The following is a 17,427-nucleotide window of genomic DNA, read 5'->3' as shown; positions in this document are numbered from 1 at the left end:
TAAATAGTAAAATACGGATAAATAATACGTTTAATATCCCTTATGGGATGGAGCTTCTCATTGCTATTGCTCATGTTTTGTAAAAAATACGCTTAAAAATACAGAATATCTTTCGAAAAGAACAATAGTTAATTGTAATTTTGTTGCAAATGGATTTTAGCAACTGGCAGGTCATAAAAAAGGAATTCGAACAATTTCTAAAGTTCGAACGGGGTTTAAGCATCAATTCGATAGACGCTTACCTGAACGATGTTTCTAAATTTCAGATCTATTGTGAGGATAACAACCTCGTTTTAAATCAAGTTGCCCGCAAAGATATTCAGCATTTTCTACAGTGGTTGCAAGAATTCAATATCTCGCCGTTCACCCAGTCACGCTTGATATCCGGACTAAAAACATTTTTTAGCTTTTTGATCATCGAACATGAACTGGGCAACAATCCGACAGAACTGCTGCAGGCACCGCGGCTGAGCAGAAAATTGCCGAGTGTACTGAGTATCCATGAGATTGACCAATTAATTGCAGCCATAGATCTTTCCAGCACCGAAGGCGAGCGCAATAAAACAATTATTGAAGTATTATATGGCTGTGGATTGCGTGTGTCCGAACTCGTCAACCTCAAGATCTCCAATTTGTTTCTCGACGTAGAATTTATCAAAGTGGAAGGTAAAGGTAGCAAAGAACGGCTGATTCCCATCGGTCAGCAGGCGATCAAGCACTTAAGGCTTTATTTGGATTCCGTTAGACCCCATATTAAGATCAAGAATGGAAATGAAGATATTGTATTTCTGAACAGAAGAGGTTCGGCTTTATCCAGGGTGATGATCTTTCTGATCATTAAGGAGCTTGCCCAAAAAATTGGATTACAGAAGACGATTAGCCCTCATACATTTAGACATAGCTTTGCCTCTCACCTGGTTGAGGGCGGTGCCGACCTCAGGGCTGTACAAGATATGCTGGGGCATGAAAGTATTACAACGACTGAAATATATACACATATTGATCGGGATTACCTCCATTCTGTTATCACGCAATACCATCCCAGATCTTAATCTGTTATTGATTGGGCAAGTCAATACGCAAGTATAAAATGGCTGCTGAGCCAAAGGGAATGATTTTTTTTACTACGCACAACCCAAAGGATTTACAGACCGAATAAAACATCCGGGTAAACAGTGCAGCACAGCTTAAACACTGCCTTGAATACATGTCACTAATAGACAAAAAGTTAGCGCACAAAGGCGGAATAACACAAATTATAAAGCAAGGATATCAAAAACCAAGAGAGATATGCTTCAGAAATTCCCCACTCAAAAGATTAAATTTTATCGCAAAGATTATTTGTAAGATCTGGAAAATAGTATATCTTTGCGACACGTTCCCGTAGTTCAATGGATAGAATTTCAGATTCCGGTTCTGACGATGTGGGTTCGACCCCCGCCGGGAACACTTCCTAGTTAACAATAAAAAAGACGATCAATTGATCGTCTTTTTTATTGTTAACATCAATGGACAATGTGCGCAACAATCTTCATTTTTCATGAGACTAGCGTTGCTGCATACAATCCCTCCTTTCAAGCTTACAAAAATCCTTTTTGCAGCAATTTATGTTGAGATGCTGTAAATATGTTCCGAAATAAAATATTGAGCTCATTGTCAGCTTCTGCGCCCGAAATTCCGGTATGAGGAAAGAGTTTAGTTACATTTGACAAAATAATTTCTACAAATTCCCGACTCTCTATTGCTATATCCGCATATAAGGTGGAACTATCCAGCCCATTTTTGAGATTCTCCCAAGAACGTGCAGCCAATTCCATGACAGAATGTGCTCTGTTGATATAGTCCTGCTGCATTTCATCCAACATCCGAAAGGCAGCTTTACTTTCCATTAGCTCCCATTTTCCTTGATTGGACTTCAATACAAATAACTTCTCGATTAAATCCAAAAACCGATGATACATCCCCATAAAGTTTACCAATAAGGTCAACTCTGCAAATGGCATAAAAGGGTATTGATAGAGCAACTCAGTCCGTGTACTTTTTGAGGCATCGATAAAAAAAGACTGATTCTCATCCACCCGTATATTGTCCAACGAAAAGGAATGCGATGCTGTCGCCTCCAGGCCAAATGAATCCCAATCATAATGAATCAATACAAATTCACGTGCCACAAAGAAAGATTTTACAAGTGGATTTCCATCCCGATCCAATAGTGATTGTCCATCCTCCTGAATATAGGCGTTCAAGGTAAAATGTGTCAAGTGGGGAGCTCCGGTAGCATATTTCCAAAGCCCTTTTAGGCGATACGATTTGCCTTCACGTTCAGCGACACCAGCAATCTGCCCGCTGCCGCCAAAACATGCCGTTTCTGATTTGAAGATATCCGGGCCCACCGCTGGATCAATAAAACCAACAAAAAGATTCGCGCCAGCACATAAAGTTACTGTCCACGCCAATCCCCCATCCCAGTAGGCCAGCTCCTTCAACAGAGAAAGCCCACCGACCAAATCCAGTCCAAGGCCATTCAAAGATTGTGGTACCCAGATTTTAAACCACTTGTTCCGGTAGATCAGCTCAAGCTGCTCATCAGACAAACTCTTTTGCTGGATCCCTTTACGTTGCTGATCCTTAAGAACAGCGATATCCCTATCAATCAGTTGCATATTTCTTTTCATCACTTAATATTCTCCGCCAATTAAAATAGCCACTGAAAGCCATCACAAATAAAAATAAGGTCAAACCAGCATACAGGAATAAGCCCTTGTGCATAAGCAAAGGAATCGCCATCAGGTTACTGATGTTTAGCAAAATCCAATTTTCAAGTTTACGTTTTGCCAGCAGCCACATCCCTGCCCAAGCTGTACAGGAAACAAAGGAGTCCCATAGCGGCACATCTGAATCAGTTAAATGCACCAGACCAAAATAGAACGATAGGAAGCCTGCTACACAGATAAAACCAACAATCTGCCAATCTCTGGCCGTACTACGGCTGATCGGGACGCTATGATCGCTGCTATATCTCCAATAGATCCAACCATAAATACTCATGACCAGGTAATACAGGTGTAACAGTATTTCGGCGTATAATTTTGCGTGGAATAGAACATATACTGAGATGATGATACCAATAATCCCAAAAAGGTAGTTGACTGATTTATTCTGTCGCGAAAACCAAACCTGTAAGATACCAAAACATACCCCTAACCATTCAGCTATAGTGGCTTGTTGTATTTGTTTAATAAAAGCTTCGAAAATTGTCTCAGAAGTCATTCAATTGTTTATTATTTCGTGTAATTAATAATAAACTTATGAGCGGAAAAACGGATGTTTTTATTGAAATTAAAATCCCTACGCCAGCATTATCCGGATCAGGTATATAAAAGCGATTGTACATGGCCGTACAATCGCTTTTATTGGGTATAATCTCAGCCCAGATGACATTGTCATTTCCGAGCACCCCATAAGTATATTGTTTATTAAAATTAATCTATATCAATCAATTTCAATGCTTTATGCGTACGGATGCGTGTCTCCCGACAAAGCTCGGCATCATCATTTAATGATTTGCCGTGTGAAGGAATCATCTCACGGAGTTTCTTGCGGTATTCATCTGATTTAGCACGTTCAGGGAAACATTTCTTCAAGAGACTGATCATGATCGCCACCGAAGTAGATGCACCCGGTGATGCGCCCAATAAAGCAGCGATAGAACCGTCTGCACTCGATACCACTTCAGTACCAAACTCTAAAATCCCCCCTTTTTTCTCATCCTTTTTAATCACCTGTACACGCTGACCAGCTTTTTCGATCACCCAATCTTCTAATTTAGCGGTTGGCATAAATTGTTTCAGCGACTCCAATTTATCTTTGGGAGATTTCATAACCTCTGTTATCAGATATTTGGTCAATGGCAAATTATCAAGCCCTGCGGATAACATCGGACGGATATTGGATAATTTGATTGATGCCGGCAAATCAAAATAAGAACCCTGTTTCAAAAATTTGGTTGAGAAACCTGCGTATGGACCAAAAAGTAAAGCTTGTTTACCATCGATGTAACGTGTATCCAAATGTGGTACAGACATCGGTGGCGCACCGACAGATGCTTTGCCATAGACTTTAGCATGATGCGTATTGATAATATCCTCGTTTACGCATCTCAGCCATTGGCCTCCTACAGGAAATCCACCGTAACCTTTTGCTTCTGGGATACCGGATTTCTCCAGCAATAACAACGAGTGACCTCCAGCGCCTATAAAAACAAACTTCGCTTTTAACTCTCTCTTCACCCCAGTTTTCAGATCTTTCACCTCGATTTCCCAACGTCCATCATCCTCACGATCGATATCGACAACTTCATGGTTTAAGGAAATTGAAATATTTTCTTTGTTTGCTAGGTTATTAATCAAATCACGTGTCAACGAACCGAAATTCACGTCAGTACCCAAATCCATCTTGGTAGCAGCGATTTTCTCACTTGCATCCCGTCCTTCCATCATCAAAGGAATCCATGATTTCAAGAGTTCTGCATCTTCGGTATATTCCATGCCTTTAAACAAAGTTTGGGTATTCATTGTCTCCCATCTTGTCTTCAGGAATTTCACGTCTTTTTCACCAAAAACCGCACTCATGTGTGGAATGCTGCGGATAAAATTCTCCGGTTGGGCGATAATACCTTTATCAACCAGGTATGACCAAAACTGCTTCGATACTTCAAATTGCTCAGCAATTTTAACAGCTTTATCAACTTTTACCGAACCATCTTTTTGTTCCGGTGTATAATTCAATTCGCACAAGGCCGAGTGGCCTGTACCAGCATTATTCCAAGCGTCAGAGCTCTCAGCCGCCACAACATCCAAACGCTCAAGAATTTCAATATTAACGTCTGGGCTCAATTCATTGATTAGAGTACCCAAAGTAGCACTCATAATACCGGCGCCGATTAGAACAACGTCAACTTCTTTATTTGATTTTTTGCTCATGTTTTTGTGATTGATGCAAATTTAATATAGTTTTTGGTAAACGCCCAAGTCTTTTGTCAAAAAACTGTACTTTTTAGGAACACTTATTCAAAAATACCATTGATTTATTAAAATAATCCTAAGTATTGGCAAAATTTCACTTTTCCAGTTTCCGAACACCGCACAAGTGATAACGTCTATTCTGCAGTCCATGAATGGCCTCAAATCACACCCACAGTTGGCACGTTTTAAATCCTTATTTATCGAAAGATTTTGTGTTATAATATAGTTTTAACATTTTTGCAAAAAACATCAACGAATAACATTACACTCTTATATGAAACTACTTGAAGGAAAAATTGCTTTGGTAACTGGAGCATCAAAAGGAATAGGAAGAAAAATTGCGGAAGTGTTTGCACAACACGGTGCCAATGTCGCTTTCACTTACCTTTCGTCTGTAGAAAAGGGACAAGCACTGGAAAAAGAGCTTCAAGCCTACGGAACAAAAGTAATCGGCTACCGTTCTGACGCTTCAAAATTTGAAGAAGCAGAACAATTGGTCAATGCGATCGTTGCAGATTTCGGAAGCCTGGATATCGTAGTCAATAACGCTGGCATCACAAAGGATGGTCTGCTCATGCGTATGACAGAAGAAAACTGGGACGATGTATTGAACGTTAACTTGAAATCCGTATTTAATGTAACAAAAGCGGCCTCAAAAATAATGATGAAAAACCGTAAAGGCTCTTTCATTAATATGTCTTCTGTTGTTGGCGTTCAAGGAAATGCCGGTCAAGCAAATTATGCGGCTTCCAAAGCTGGTATTATTGGATTTACCAAATCTGTCGCCAAGGAATTAGGTTCCCGCAATATCCGTGCAAACGTAGTCGCTCCTGGATTTATCCGTACAGAAATGACGGATATTTTAGACCCTAAAGTTATCGCGACATGGGAAGCAGGAATTCCCTTGAAACGAGCTGGATCTCCAGAAGATGTCGCCAATGCATGCCTATACCTTGCATCTGATTTATCCGCGTATGTCACGGGACAGGTTCTTCCTGTTGATGGTGGTATGCTGTAACATAACAACAGTTGGTGTCAGGTGTTATCATCTTGACACCAACTTGTATATGCAGTTCAACGCATCATAAATCTCCGCTCCATCTTCCTCCCCGTCCGGTTTATATTCGGTTAACATCATACACAGCTATCTCATCCTTAGTTTATGCTTACCAAAGAAGATATTGAGTTTTTTAAGAGTCGAAGTAAAATCATTCAGGTCAAAAAAAATAATTTTTTTGTAAAGGAGAATGAAACATGCAACTACATTGGAATCGTTCAAAGTGGTACCCTATATGGATATTATGAAGATACTGATGCAAATTTTATTGTTAGCGAACTGTATAGCAAACAAAGTCTCATTACATCCTATCGAAGTTTTTTAACGGATATTCCCTCCCCCGCTTTCATAAAAGCTTATACTGACGCTGTGATCGCTGTGATAGATAAATCCGACTATCTCAAATTGATAAAACTACAGCCCTGGACTTATATTTTTAAAAAATTTTCCGACCAATTGTTTATTAATAAGTGTTTCAAAGAAACAGCATTAATTAAACTGAAAGCCAAAGACCGTTACCTAGAATTGATCCGGAATCGGAAACAGATCGAACAAGAATTCCCGCAGCATCTTATTGCCTCCTATCTAAAAATTCGTCCCGAAACACTTTCACGAATTAAAAGTCTTGACCTATATCAAGATAGAAAATAAATATTCTTGCGGATTTTTGTAATGAAATTAAAATACATTGCTATGCCACAAGTAAGAATTACGTTATCAGAAAATTACGATGTAGCTACACAGAATTTTGAACCAGATCATAAATAACTATGAAGACTTTTAAAACAAAACTAGCACTCATTTTCACACTAATGTTACTGTCGTTTTTTTGTCAAGGCCAAGAAACAAAAGTTCAACGAAAGGATTTACAACATATTTTGTTAGATCAGCAATTGCATCAGGTAGAAATGCAAGAAATTACATTGGAAAAAGCACAAAAAGTACCTGCACATTTCCATCCATGTCCAGTGATTGGTTTTATTCTTGAGGGTGAAATAATTTTTGAAATAACGGGACAAAAGCCAAAACTACTAAAATCAGGTGATACGTTTTATGAACCTAAAAACAGGGAAATTTCGGCGTTTAATAATCTTTCCAAAACTGGCGTAGCTAAGTTTATCGCCATTTATTTGAAAGCTGGTGATGAAAAGACAATCGAACTCTTGAATACTGTCAAATAAATAGTCTGCTTAAGCAACAACTTATATTTCCAAATTTTAGCTAATTTTGTCCATCAAAATTTAAATGCTATGACGAATAGGACGGATTTTCTTGAGATTCAAACAGAAGACGATTTTAATCAACATTGTTTAGAAACTTATCATTTCCAGCTGCAGCATTGTCAGGTTTACCACGACTATGTTTCGCTGATAGGCAAAGAAAAAAATCAGGTCCAGCATTACACCGACATCCCATTCCTGCCCATCGAATTTTTTAAAACTCAGAAAGTAGTGGCTGCTGGAATGGACTCTCAAATTGTATTTTCAAGCTCGGGTACAACGGGTATGGTGACATCCAAACATCTTGTTGCTGATGTATCCATCTACGAACACACTTTTCGCCGTATATTTGAAAATTTTTATGGACCAATTACAGACATTGCTATTTTGGCCCTACTACCATCCTATCTGGAAAGAAGTGGTTCATCCTTGATCTATATGATCGATGACTTGATGAAACAAAGTAAACAAGTGGAGAGTAACTATTTCCTCTACAATCATCAGGAACTTTACGATACACTTGTCCAATTAAAAGATAACGGAACCAAAACCATCCTTTTTGGCGTGACTTATGCCCTGCTTGATTTTATTGAGCAATATGCTTTTGAGTTTCCAGAGCTGATTATTATGGAAACTGGCGGAATGAAAGGTAAACGTAAAGAAATGGTCAAACAGGAAATTCACCAACTGCTTGAGGATGCCTTCAAGGTTACTGGGATCCATTCGGAATATGGTATGACCGAATTATTGTCACAGGGTTACTCTTCGGGTCAGGGAATTTTCCATTTACCTAAATGGATGAAAGTACTCATACGTGACACAAATGATCCACTCAGTTTAATCTCCTCCGATAGCACAGGTGGCATTAATGTCATCGACCTGGCCAATCGGTATTCTTGCTCATTTATAGCAACACAGGATTTGGGAAAGGTATATCAAGATGGCTCATTTGAGATATTGGGTCGATTTGACCAAAGCGATATTCGGGGATGCAATTTATTGGTGCAATAAAAACACCCTAAAAGTTTTGTCCGACTTTTAGGGTGCAGTTCAATATAGCACTTCTCTTATTGATAGATTAAATTACCCGAAAACCCGTTCTTTATTATCTCAGACTTGGATCTTCGAAGGTATTTCCAGCACGCATATCGCCAGAGTCATATCCCTTTTTAAACCAGGCCATACGTTGGGCGGAGGTTCCATGGGTAAAAGATTCTGGCACAGCATACCCCTGTGCAGCTGTCTGTAACTTGTCATCTCCTACTGCCTCTGCAGCTTTCATTCCATCCATAATATCATTATAATCTATTTTTATATCCGTATATTCATTGAGATAATGCGCCCATACTCCAGCATAGAAATCGGCTTGAAGTTCTGTCATAACCGACATCTTGTTATTCTCGCTCTCGGTTAGTTTCCCACGGGCTTGATTCGTTTTAGGTAACAGCCCCACCAGTTGCTGAATATGATGCCCTACTTCATGCGCTATCACATAAGCCATGGCAAATTCGCCCTTTGCCCCGAACTTATCAGAAAGTTCGCGGTTAAAAGTCAGATCCAAATAGATTTTCTGATCTCCGGGGCAATAAAACGGTCCATATGAAGCCTGCCCCATTCCACAACCATCTGTTTGTGTACCGCCATCGTAAAAAACCAGGGTCGTTGGCGTATAATTTTTCTGCATTTGTTCCTTAAATAATTTGGCCCAGACATCCTCTGTACTCTGAAGTACGGTTAGGGAAAACTCCGTTAGTCTCTTTTCTTCAGGATCCAGTTCGCGCGGCTGCCCGGACTGCTCCGTTTGTGTACCCATATTTTGTGCCTGCTGCAACAACTGCATGGGATCTCCCCCCATCAGAAAACCAATGACCAATACGATGATCCCCCCAATACCTCCCAATGCAATCTTTCCTCCACCAGACATCCCTCTACGATCCTCAAAATTGCCACTTTGTTTACCTCCTTGCCATTTCATATGCTATATTCTTATTTCAGTTAATAATCTTTTCCAATCTCGTTGGTGTACAAATTCAATACCAATATAGCAGTATGTCCTTTTTTTTTCCAAAAAACCAGCTTTATTTTAGCCGTTAGGACTTACTACAATTTATATTCTTATTTTTGGGCTTTTATAGAAACAGATATGAAATTAGAAGAACAATTACTCGCGCGGGCTGGAGGGAAATGTGAGCTAACAGGCGCTGAAACGGATGTAGTAACTTATACTTTACCACCGGAAACCAGTTCGACCTTGGATAACACCCTACTGATTTCAGCAACCTTGGCCAACCAGCTCAACAAAACGGAACAATTAAATCCGGAAGACTGGAAATTTTTACCTAACGCCATGTGGTCAGAAATCCCTGCTGTACAAATTGTCTGCTGGCGTATGTTAAGCCGTCTGAAAAATGAAGGCTGGGCTTCCGAAGCACTCGATATTCTCTATCTTGATGATGAAACCTTAACGGAGGCAAAGAAAACCGGTGATCATGAAAACGATGGCTATGTTTCCTTTCATGAAGATAGCATTGGTCAAAGACTAATGGACGGCGATACCGTGGTGTTGACAAAAACACTGGATGTCAAAGGCTCTTCACTAAAAGCAACCTTAGGTACCGTGGTTAAAAATATCCGTCTAGTGGCTGATAATATCGAACAGATCGAAGGAAAAATAGAAGGCCAGATGATCGTCATATTGACAAAATATCTGCGCAAACAAAATTAAGAAAGATCAGCCTTTCTCTTATAAATTTAGCCCAAAACTGGTTTCGATAAACGACTAGTTTTGGGCTAAATAATAAATAGCACAAATGTCCTAATTTGGATAATTGCGCATAAACTCAAAACGATAGTTGGGATGCTGTTTGAGGCTATCAATTAAATCCGATAATAATTTTTGACCCTTTTTTGTCTGGTACATATTATCATGCGTCAGCAGTACAACATTATTTTTTGTATAAGACGTACCTTTTCGAAGTAAATTTTTCATCTGCGTATACAACTGATTAACGGACAAATCCGGTTTACCGGTCACACCATTAATTTTCCATTCACAATCCCAACCCATAATTTTATAGCCGTTTTGATGTAGCAGTTCCGCAGTAGAAGCACCGCTTTTTAGATCAACCCTTTTGCGTTCACCTACATACCAGATATTTCTTCCGGGAAGCCGGACAATTTTATGCTCCAATCCCATGGACTTCTCAGCCAGTTCAAAATCTTCAAAAGCAGCCTGTGGATTTGAGTAAAATGTGCTGTATTTATTGTGTGCATGCCAATAACTATGATTATAACAATCCACCAGCGGATTATTTTTATACCGTTCAGTATAGCTATGTAATTTTTTGCTCATCTTATCATGCTCACCGATCAGGAATGCGTTGATTTTGATCCCTTTCGCTGTCGCAATAGAGTCCAGATATTGGCTGCCATTAAGGGGACCATCATCAAAAGTAAGGTAAATATAACGTGGTGAAACTGAATCCGTAAGTAGGACTGTGGTATCCTTGACGCCATTATAGGAAACAGTCTCCTCGATTTTAGTGATGGAATCTTTGCGTAATGAGTCCACTTTCGTAATGGAGTCCTGTACCACAACCAGACTATCTTTCTTGTGTTGTACAGAATCAACAGAAACATTTTTTTCTTCTTTTTTACCGCTATTTTGATTACAAGACTGTAGTCCCAAACCCACTATTCCTAAGCTCATCCATATTAAGCTCGATTTAATTACTTTTTCCATTACAAAAATTAACTTACACGTCACATTCTATCTCAAATATGCAAAATCCATCCTTTTAGAAGTTATTTAGCATGCCTGTGTCGCAAAATTAAGATAATTTTCATGAATCAGTACTTTATATCTTTCGATTTATTCCCCACACGTTATTTTATTGAACACAATGTTATAAAATTTTAGCATAGGCATACGCAGATGGGTGAAAGCTATGCGCTATCAAAATAGTATCAAAAAAAAGAACCTACCACTAGGTAGGTCCTTTCTTATTAAATGATTAAGATACTCCAACAGGACACATCCAACTAATCTCTGTGCCTTCCACCGTGTCCGTGTGCATTTCCTCGTCCATGCCCTCGCCCTCTATCATAATCTCTTCTACTTTCTTTCCAGGAGTGACTACGTCTTACACTACGCTCACTCGCAAAAGAGTATCCGCTACGCCCGTGATGACTATCTCGAATGGATACTTGCCTACCACGCGAGTGACCGTATCTACTTCTATAACGGTCATGATGATGCCAAGGGTTACGATCATTGATCACAACTTTATGTGCTCTATAAAAATCATAATGGCGATATCTTCTCGGCAAACTTGTTCTTCGTATCCAGCCGCCATTATCATAATAAACATAACATCTCGCCGGCACATCATAATACATATTATATTCAGGAATATAATAATATCGGGCATAATCATAACCGGCCGGTCCCCAGCTTGGCTGACTTCCAATATTTACGCTAATGCTAACCTGCGCATCTGCCGTTCCTGTCACGAAAAGTCCTGCAACAATAACAGCGGTGTACAACAATTTTTTCATAAGTAGCTCCTCCCTTAGTTTTGTAATTTCTTCTTTACATTACGACAACAAACTGTATGCAAAAGATTAAATGATAAATGTTAATTTTTGTTAACAAAAACTTAATCTATTCAGTACAAACGGCTTAGTTTTAGTTTGATCAGACAATACTGGGAAACTTTTTTGGATACGAATTGTTCAACCAATAATACTTTTCATACTCTAACTTGACTTTGGAATGAATACTTACAACATTGGAATCATTGTCGGCAGCTTAAGGAAACAATCTTATAATAAAAAAATAGCCACGTTTATCTGCGAACAACCGGCTAATAAGTTTAACTATCGCGTGATCGAAATCGGGGACCTCCCCTTATATAATCAGGATTATGATGATGAAGGCAATCCGCCTGAAAGTTATGTCCGCTTTCGAAAAGAAATCGCTGCACTTGATGCGGTTCTTTTCATAACACCTGAATACAATCGCTCCGTTCCCGCCGTCTTAAAAAATGCCATAGATGTGGGGTCAAGACCTTATGGTAAAAATAAATGGGATGGCAAACCGGGTGCTATTATCTCCTCTTCAACGGGAGCTTTCGGGGCTTTCGGGGCAAATCATCATATCCGACAGTCATTGGTATTTGTTAATGTTTACCCCATGCAGCAGCCGGAAGCCTATCTTGGAAATATAAAAGACTGTATCGGTGAAAATGGAAAAATCGAACTCCAAAAAACAAAAGATTTTCTACTCGGCTTTAAAAAAGCTTTTGAACATTTTATCGTTCGAATTGTACATACAAAAGGCCAAGATTAATCAAATCTTGGCATTGTCTTAGCTATTTATTTCGTGTAAACTTAGTTTTGTTCCTCGTTTGAATCGTAATTCCAACTTAAAAGTTTATCCTGCAATATACGTGATATCTTATTGAAATAGCGTTTTTGTTTATATCCCATGACCCATTGCACCCCTTGTACGGCATTTGTACAGAAAATTTCATCAGCTCTTTTCATGATCTCAGGGCTAATCTGCGCTTCCACTACTTCAATCCCTTCAGCCCTGGCCATATCCATCACCACACGGCGCATGACTCCTTCAATACAGCCTTCAGAAAGCGCAGGTGTATAAAGTATCTTTTCATAATACACAAAGATATTGGAAGTCAAAGACTCGCAAAGGTAGCCCTCCTGATTTAAAATCAATACATCATCAAAGGCCATTTTTTTCTTATAGATTCCCGCCAGCACATAAATTTGGGAATTGAGCGATTTTAGTTTTGACAAATCACTATAAGGCTTTTTGAATTCACTATATAAGCCCACAATCAGACCGACTTTCTTATCCCTCAAATTGGGCTCTATACGTTGTACTTGCAAGACAAATCCCGGTTTATTTGTAGTTGGGCTGTATAGCCCACCACCCATCCGAAATACAATCAGCCGAATGCGAACCTGCTGTCCCAACATATTATTCTTGCGAATCAGCTCTTCTGATCTTGAACGAATAAAAAATTCATCGAAAAGATTTGAATCATCAAGATGTATCAATTCCATTCCTTGCTGTAAGCGCGCTACATGAAAATTCAGAAAACGAATATCACCATCCTTATACAACATGGTTTCAAACAATCCGTCACCATAGCGAAAGCCTCTATTTTCTATGCTAAATATTTCCTGTTCTTCCGGCACTACATTGCCATTAAAATTGATATAGTTTGTCGGCATCTTTGTTTATTTTCTAAATTTTAATCATTTTCTACAGCCATGGAATTTGCAGCGTAACCGCGCCACTTTTCTAAAGCTAAACGAAAATCTTCGGGATATGGTACCTCAAAATACATATTTTCTTTTGTAGTTGGATGAATAAATCCCAATACCTGTGCATGGAGCGCCTGACGTGGAAGTAAGGCGAAGCAATTATCCACAAATTGTTTATACTTTGAGAATACAGTCCCTTTTAGTATCTTATCGCCCCCATACATTGCGTCGTTAAACAGCGGATGGCCAATAGATTGCATGTGGGTACGTATTTGATGCGTACGGCCCGTCTCCAGCTGACATTCGATCAAGGTTACATAGCCCAATCTTTCTAGCACTTTGTAGTGTGTCACAGACCACCTCCCTTTATCTTCACTATCGTACATGGCCATAATACGTCTATCTTTCAAATGACGACCAATGTACCCCGTAATCGTTCCGTCTTCCTTCAGATCCCCCCATACCAGCGCAATATATTTACGGGTAATACTATGGTCAAAAAACTGTTTGGCCAAAAATGCCATTGATTTTTCGTTCTTGGCAATCACCAATAAACCGGAAGTATCTTTGTCTATCCGGTGTACCAAACCTGGACGGTCTGAATTTCCTGGCAATTGCGGAAGCTGCTGTATATGGAAAGTCAATGCATTGACCAAAGTACCCGTATAATTATTATAGCCCGGATGCACAACCATGCCCGCTTCTTTATTGACAATTAATACATCATCATCTTCATATTTTATGTCCAATGGAATATCTTCCGGATAGACTTCATTGTCACGAGGTGGATCAGGCAATACCAAAGTAATGACATCATCCGGTCTGACTTTATAACTCGCCTTGATCTCTTTACCATTTACCATGACAGAACCTGCTTCAATGGCATGCTGAATTTTACTTCTTGTCGCATTTTCCACCCTATTCATCAGATATTTATCAATACGGAGTAAAGCTTGCCCCTTATCCACTTCAATTCGTAGATGTTCAAATAACTCTTGTTCTTCTTGATCTTGCGATCCCATTTGTTCGGTCATGCTACAAAAATAAACCAAATGAAACAATTTTCGTTAAATTTGTTTTCATTTAATGTTATGTTGCCGTTCAAAATCCATAGTCCCGAAACAGAAATCACATTACCTTTATGGGAAAAAAAGCATATTAAGGTGACACTGAAGCGGGACGATCTAATCCACCCCTTCATTTCAGGCAATAAATGGAGAAAACTGAAATATAATCTTCAGGAGGCTTTACAGCTTCAGAAAAATCATATCGTTACTTTTGGAGGCGCATGGAGCAACCATTTATTGGCGACTGCTTGCGCAGGAGCTACTTTCCGGTTCAAAACAACAGCTTTTGTAAGAGGTGATGAACAGGTTAACAACCCCATCTTGACCATGTGCCAATTATTTGGCATGCAACTTATTTATGTCGACCGCGATTCCTATCGGGACAAAGAGAAGCTCTATCGTATGCATTTCGATCAGGATCCAACAGCTTTCTATGTCCACGAAGGTGGCTATGGTCTCCTAGGTGCCAAAGGATGTGCCGAACTTGTCGACGAACTCGAACAGGATTACCAACATATCTTTACCGCCTGTGGTACCGGAACCACCCTTGCCGGAATTGCCAATGCAATTGACAAAAAAGACCTTTTTACACAGCTACATGGCGTACCTGTATTAAAGAATGGCAGTTTTATCAATGACGAGGTCGCTCAGCTTTATCCCCAACTTCCGCCACCTATTTTGCATCTGGACTATCATTTTGGCGGTTATGCCAAAACAACACCGGAACTCCTCGCATTCACCCAGCATTTTATGACCAGCACGGGGATTATGATCGAACCCACTTATACCGGAAAATTGCTCTACGCTGTGGATGATCTGATCAGAAAAGACTATTTCACTCCAGCTGATCAACTGTTGGTCGTACACACAGGTGGACTTACCGGGCTACTCGGTATGTACGAACGGTTTGTTTTTAATTGACCTAGATCAATAAATGCGGCATTATGCCCCCAGCAGACATTTGACTGACATTTTTTTTATGATTATGTTGTAAGTTTGACCAGTTTAAAAATTAAAAACTTATACACAGATGAAAATATTAGCATTTGCAGGAACAAGTAATAAAAACTCTATCAACAAAATCTTTGTAACGAGTACGTCTAAATATTATAAAGAAGCAGATGACAGCATAGAGCTCCTTGATCTCAATCATTTTGAAATGCCTATTTATTCTTATGATAAGGAAGTAGAATTGGGTATTCCACAGTTGGCCCATGATTTTGCCGCAAAGATGGATGCTGCAGATTTCCTACTCATTTCATTGGCAGAACACAATGGATCCTACACTTCAGCTTATAAAAATATTGTAGACTGGGTTTCCCGCATCCCAAACCGCAAAACATTCAATGGCAAACCAGTTTTCTTATTGGCGACTGCTCCCGGTCCAATGGGTGGATCAACTGTATTAAACACAGCAGTCAATAGAATTACATGGGACGGTGCTGAAATCCTAGATTCATTCTCCCTTCCTGAATTCCATAAAAACTTTGAAGAAGGAAAAGGAATTATTAATCCAACTTTAAGAAGCCAGCTGGAAGCGAAAGTACGTAAGACGAAACGTGCACTTGCAGAAAAATTGGCTGTCCAAGGTTAACAAAAGATTAACAAATAATCATTGTGAAAACCTCTTTTAATACGTAAATTCAAAACCTATTAAAAGAGGTTTTTGATATGGCAAAAAAAATATTATTACTGGTTGGAGACTTTGTAGAAGACTACGAAGCAATGGTTCCATTTCAAGCAATGGGATCAATAGGAATAACAGTTGATGCCATCGCCCCTGATCGAAAAAAGGGTGATGTAGTACCTACTGCTGTACATGATTTTACTGGCGACCAAACGTATAAGGAACTACGGGGACATAATTTTGCAATCAATAAGGATTTTGACCAGGTTAATCCCGAAGAATACGATGGACTCTACATCGCCGGTGGCCGTTCGGCAGAATATATCCGTCTCAACCAACGTGTATTGGAGATTACAAAACATTTCTTTGACAAGAATAAACCTGTCGCGGCAATCTGTCATGGGATTCAGGTATTGACTGCGGCGAAGGTTTTGGCCGGGCGCACATTGACTGCCTATGTAGCGGTAGGGCCAGATATTGAACTGGCAGGCGGTACATGGAAAAATATTCCAGCTGACCAAGCTATTGTGGATGGAAATCTAGTGACCTCCCCTGCTTGGCCAGGACATCAGGCTATCCTAAAAGAATTTTATAAATTATTGGCTATAAACATTACTATTTAAGCGTATTTTAATGAAGAAGAATAAAAAGGTGTGGCTTTTGGTCATCCCGATTTTAGTGTTGTTGGGTTTTATTTTAAAAGATACTTTCAATCAGAAAAGCATAGAAGATCTTCCGGGCGGGTTTAAAGAAGTCGCTTTTGTCAGGAATGAACAAAATAAAGGTGGAATTATCCGCATTTATGCCGTTACAGTAGGTGATGTATTGAATGCAGATTACACGGGCTGTCTGGAGCTGCTGCCGGTCAATGATTATGGCAGTACGACAACTGTATATTTTTTCGATCGTACGGCTCCCTATCCAACAAGCTTGACAGTAGATGCCCCACATTTTGACGGCAGTAAATATAAGGCGATTCAGATCTCCAAAAAATACGGAAAAAAGAAATAATCGGGCACAAGAATGCTACTTACCCCAAAAGGTCTTGCACTTTTTGGGGTATTTTTTTAAGAATAGATGAAGAAAAAATAAATTAATAATTCTTTAACACGAAAAAGTTCGTTTATCGCGCCTAGAGCTA

Annotated in this window: 19 protein-coding genes, 1 tRNA gene and 1 riboswitch; of the genes, 12 read left to right on the top strand and 8 right to left on the bottom strand. The window is 39.4% G+C overall.

The features are described from left to right. Positions 1-149 precede the first annotated feature (149 nt). On the top strand, positions 150-1,052 hold the full coding sequence (xerD, locus tag HMAT_RS01400) for a site-specific tyrosine recombinase XerD (protein ID WP_104381031.1): 903 nt from the start codon (positions 150-152) through the stop codon (positions 1,050-1,052). A gap of 325 nt (positions 1,053-1,377) precedes the next feature. Next, positions 1,378-1,449: transfer RNA gene (locus HMAT_RS01395), tRNA-Arg, on the top strand. A 131-nt stretch (positions 1,450-1,580) separates the two neighbouring features. Here the strand turns inward: HMAT_RS01395 and HMAT_RS01390 are convergent. From HMAT_RS01390 to HMAT_RS01380, 3 genes are all read right to left on the bottom strand, one after another. After that, positions 1,581-2,675, bottom strand: coding sequence for an acyl-CoA dehydrogenase (locus tag HMAT_RS01390; protein ID WP_104381030.1), 1,095 nt, complete (start codon positions 2,673-2,675; stop codon positions 1,581-1,583). Further along, positions 2,650-3,270 (bottom strand): nicotinamide riboside transporter PnuC, encoded by a 621-nt coding sequence (gene pnuC / locus HMAT_RS01385; RefSeq protein ID WP_104381029.1) that lies wholly within the window; start codon positions 3,268-3,270, stop codon positions 2,650-2,652. Before pnuC ends, HMAT_RS01390 begins: the two co-directional genes overlap by 26 nt. Before the next feature lie 58 nt (positions 3,271-3,328). Beyond that, a riboswitch (TPP riboswitch) is annotated at positions 3,329-3,471 on the bottom strand. Positions 3,472-3,482: 11 nt separating this feature from the next. Continuing rightward, on the bottom strand, positions 3,483-4,982 hold the full coding sequence (locus HMAT_RS01380) for a malate:quinone oxidoreductase (protein ID WP_104381028.1): 1,500 nt from the start codon (positions 4,980-4,982) through the stop codon (positions 3,483-3,485). Between the two features lie 316 nt (positions 4,983-5,298). Here HMAT_RS01380 and fabG point away from each other — a divergent pair, with 316 nt between their 5' ends. The 4 genes from fabG (at position 5,299) to HMAT_RS01360 (ending at position 8,312) form a co-directional block, all read left to right on the top strand. Continuing rightward, positions 5,299-6,042, top strand: a complete 744-nt coding sequence (gene fabG, locus HMAT_RS01375) for a 3-oxoacyl-[acyl-carrier-protein] reductase (protein ID WP_104381027.1) — start codon at positions 5,299-5,301, stop codon at positions 6,040-6,042. A 144-nt stretch (positions 6,043-6,186) separates the two neighbouring features. Then, the gene (locus HMAT_RS01370; RefSeq protein ID WP_104381026.1) at positions 6,187-6,732 is read left to right on the top strand and encodes a Crp/Fnr family transcriptional regulator; all 546 of its coding nucleotides are present in this window, start codon (positions 6,187-6,189) and stop codon (positions 6,730-6,732) included. 119 nt (positions 6,733-6,851) lie between these two features. Then, positions 6,852-7,262, top strand: coding sequence for a cupin domain-containing protein (locus HMAT_RS01365; RefSeq protein ID WP_104381025.1), 411 nt, complete (start codon positions 6,852-6,854; stop codon positions 7,260-7,262). A 69-nt stretch (positions 7,263-7,331) separates the two neighbouring features. After that, positions 7,332-8,312, top strand: coding sequence for an acyl transferase (locus tag HMAT_RS01360; RefSeq protein ID WP_104381024.1), 981 nt, complete (start codon positions 7,332-7,334; stop codon positions 8,310-8,312). Between the two features lie 94 nt (positions 8,313-8,406). Here the strand turns inward: HMAT_RS01360 and HMAT_RS01355 are convergent, their stop codons facing one another. Continuing rightward, positions 8,407-9,276, bottom strand: a complete 870-nt coding sequence (locus HMAT_RS01355; protein ID WP_104381023.1) for a neutral zinc metallopeptidase — start codon at positions 9,274-9,276, stop codon at positions 8,407-8,409. 168 nt (positions 9,277-9,444) lie between these two features. Between HMAT_RS01355 and HMAT_RS01350 the strand changes: the two genes are divergently transcribed. Further along, positions 9,445-10,026: an alkylphosphonate utilization protein gene (locus HMAT_RS01350; protein ID WP_104383252.1), complete on the top strand. Its 582-nt coding sequence runs from the start codon at positions 9,445-9,447 to the stop codon at positions 10,024-10,026. A gap of 90 nt (positions 10,027-10,116) precedes the next feature. On the opposite strand, the gene HMAT_RS01345 is transcribed toward HMAT_RS01350, so the two are convergent. After that, the gene (locus tag HMAT_RS01345; protein WP_233789081.1) at positions 10,117-11,010 is read right to left on the bottom strand and encodes a polysaccharide deacetylase family protein; all 894 of its coding nucleotides are present in this window, start codon (positions 11,008-11,010) and stop codon (positions 10,117-10,119) included. A gap of 332 nt (positions 11,011-11,342) precedes the next feature. Next, positions 11,343-11,858: a hypothetical protein gene (locus tag HMAT_RS26875; RefSeq protein WP_158655552.1), complete on the bottom strand. Its 516-nt coding sequence runs from the start codon at positions 11,856-11,858 to the stop codon at positions 11,343-11,345. Between the two features lie 217 nt (positions 11,859-12,075). On the opposite strand from HMAT_RS26875, the gene HMAT_RS01340 reads away from it, so the two are divergent. After that, complete coding sequence (locus HMAT_RS01340) at positions 12,076-12,651, top strand: NADPH-dependent FMN reductase (RefSeq protein WP_104381021.1); 576 nt, start codon at positions 12,076-12,078, stop codon at positions 12,649-12,651. Positions 12,652-12,692: 41 nt separating this feature from the next. On the opposite strand, the gene HMAT_RS01335 is transcribed toward HMAT_RS01340, so the two are convergent. Together HMAT_RS01335 and HMAT_RS01330 are read right to left on the bottom strand one after the other, a co-directional pair. Further along, entirely contained in the window at positions 12,693-13,559 is an 867-nt protein-coding gene (locus HMAT_RS01335) for an aminotransferase class IV (protein ID WP_104381020.1), read from the bottom strand. Positions 13,560-13,579: 20 nt separating this feature from the next. Then, complete coding sequence (locus HMAT_RS01330) at positions 13,580-14,626, bottom strand: RluA family pseudouridine synthase (protein WP_104381019.1); 1,047 nt, start codon at positions 14,624-14,626, stop codon at positions 13,580-13,582. Positions 14,627-14,644: 18 nt separating this feature from the next. On the opposite strand from HMAT_RS01330, the gene HMAT_RS01325 reads away from it, so the two are divergent. From HMAT_RS01325 to HMAT_RS01310, 4 genes are all read left to right on the top strand, one after another. Continuing rightward, entirely contained in the window at positions 14,645-15,580 is a 936-nt protein-coding gene (locus HMAT_RS01325; RefSeq protein ID WP_233789080.1) for a 1-aminocyclopropane-1-carboxylate deaminase/D-cysteine desulfhydrase, read from the top strand. 109 nt (positions 15,581-15,689) lie between these two features. Beyond that, positions 15,690-16,253, top strand: coding sequence for an NADPH-dependent FMN reductase (locus HMAT_RS01320; RefSeq protein ID WP_104381018.1), 564 nt, complete (start codon positions 15,690-15,692; stop codon positions 16,251-16,253). 77 nt (positions 16,254-16,330) lie between these two features. Further along, complete coding sequence (locus HMAT_RS01315) at positions 16,331-16,909, top strand: DJ-1/PfpI family protein (RefSeq protein ID WP_104381017.1); 579 nt, start codon at positions 16,331-16,333, stop codon at positions 16,907-16,909. Positions 16,910-16,919: 10 nt separating this feature from the next. Next, on the top strand, positions 16,920-17,297 hold the full coding sequence (locus tag HMAT_RS01310; RefSeq protein ID WP_104381016.1) for a hypothetical protein: 378 nt from the start codon (positions 16,920-16,922) through the stop codon (positions 17,295-17,297). The last annotated feature ends 130 nt before the right edge of the window (positions 17,298-17,427 follow it).

The sequence above is a fragment of the Sphingobacterium sp. HMA12 genome, from assembly GCF_002933815.1.
Classification (GTDB): Bacteria; Bacteroidota; Bacteroidia; order Sphingobacteriales; family Sphingobacteriaceae; genus Sphingobacterium.
The sequence above is the reverse complement of the archived record's forward strand: the minus strand, read 5'-3'. Positions and strand labels throughout refer to the sequence as shown.